The organism is Piscicoccus intestinalis NBRC 104926, assembly GCF_001515525.1.
In the GTDB taxonomy this organism is placed as follows: Bacteria; Actinomycetota; Actinomycetes; order Actinomycetales; family Dermatophilaceae; genus Kineosphaera; species Kineosphaera intestinalis.
The window spans coordinates 1-1,070 of sequence record NZ_BCNQ01000305.1; the positions used below are offsets into that span (position 1 = coordinate 1).

Annotated in this window: 2 protein-coding genes; both read left to right on the forward strand. The window is 76.3% G+C overall.

The genetic code is table 11. The features are described 5' to 3' along the window. Positions 1–60 precede the first annotated feature (60 nt). Positions 61–771, forward strand: a complete 711-nt coding sequence (gene ftsL / locus PINTE_RS25250) for a cell division protein FtsL (protein ID WP_505804216.1) — start codon at positions 61–63, stop codon at positions 769–771. Continuing rightward, the coding region (locus tag PINTE_RS21390) for a hypothetical protein (protein WP_217996685.1) at positions 768–1,070 on the forward strand (303 nt) is incomplete at its 3' end. The genes ftsL and PINTE_RS21390, both read left to right, overlap by 4 nt.

Sequence of the window (1,070 nt, forward strand, 5' to 3'; positions counted from 1 at the left end):
TCGCGCCCCACCCGCGCGCACCTGCGGGTCGTCACCGCCGCGCCCCGCCCGCCGCGCCGCATGCCGTTCGTCGTGCTGTGCTCCGTCGTGCTCGCCGCCGGACTGCTCGCGGTGCTGCTGCTGAACATCCAGCTCGCCCGCGGCTCGTACGCGCTGCACGACCTGCAGCGGCAGTCGACCGTGCTCACCGAGCAGACCGAGGCGCTCAACGAGCAGATCGCCACCCGCCAGGCCCCGGCCGCCCTCGCCCAGGCCGCCACCGAGCTCGGCATGGTGCCCGGCTCGTCGCCGGCCTTCCTGCGGCTGCCCGACGGCCAGGTGCTCGGCGTGCCGCAGGCCCCCGCGCAGGCCCCCGAGGGCTCGTCCTCCGACTCGACCTCGTCCTCGAACTCCGGCTCGTCCTCGAACTCGAAGTCGAACTCGGAGTCGGGCTCCTCGGCGAAGGCCGGGTCGTCGACGTCGAGGTCGTCGGAGTCGGCGCGCACCTCGGAGTCGGGTCGGTCCGCCTCCCCCGGATCGTCCTCGTCGTCGTCCTCCACCGGGTCGTCTTCCTCGGGTTCGCAGTCCTCGTCGCGATCCGCTTCGTCGGACTCCGGCTCCAGCCGCTCGTCGGACACCTCCGGCTCCAGCCGCTCGTCGGACACCGCCGGTTCCAGCCGCTCGTCGGACTCGGCTCGCTCGTCTTCTTCGTCGTCGGGCGCCTCGTCGGAGTCCGCGTCGTCGCGCCGGTCCGCGAGCTCGTCATCGAGCGGTGAGGCCACCACGCGATGAGCCGCGCCAAGTCCACCGGATCGGCGCGCGAGGCCCGAGAGGCCCGCGCGCCACGGGAGCGGCGGCCGTCGCGACCGGCGGGCGCCTCGGGTTCCACCGGCCCCTCGGCCGGTCGACGCGGCGAGCGCTCCGGCCGCACCGGCTCCACCCAGGCCCGCGAGGCGCGCGAGGCCCGCGAGAACCGAGAGACCCGTGAGCGCCGCGGACCCGCGCGCCCGAACGCGCGGGCCACCTCGGCCTCCGGCCGCTCCGGGGCGACCCGAGCCCTCGACGCCTCGACGCGCGGCACCGGCCGGTCC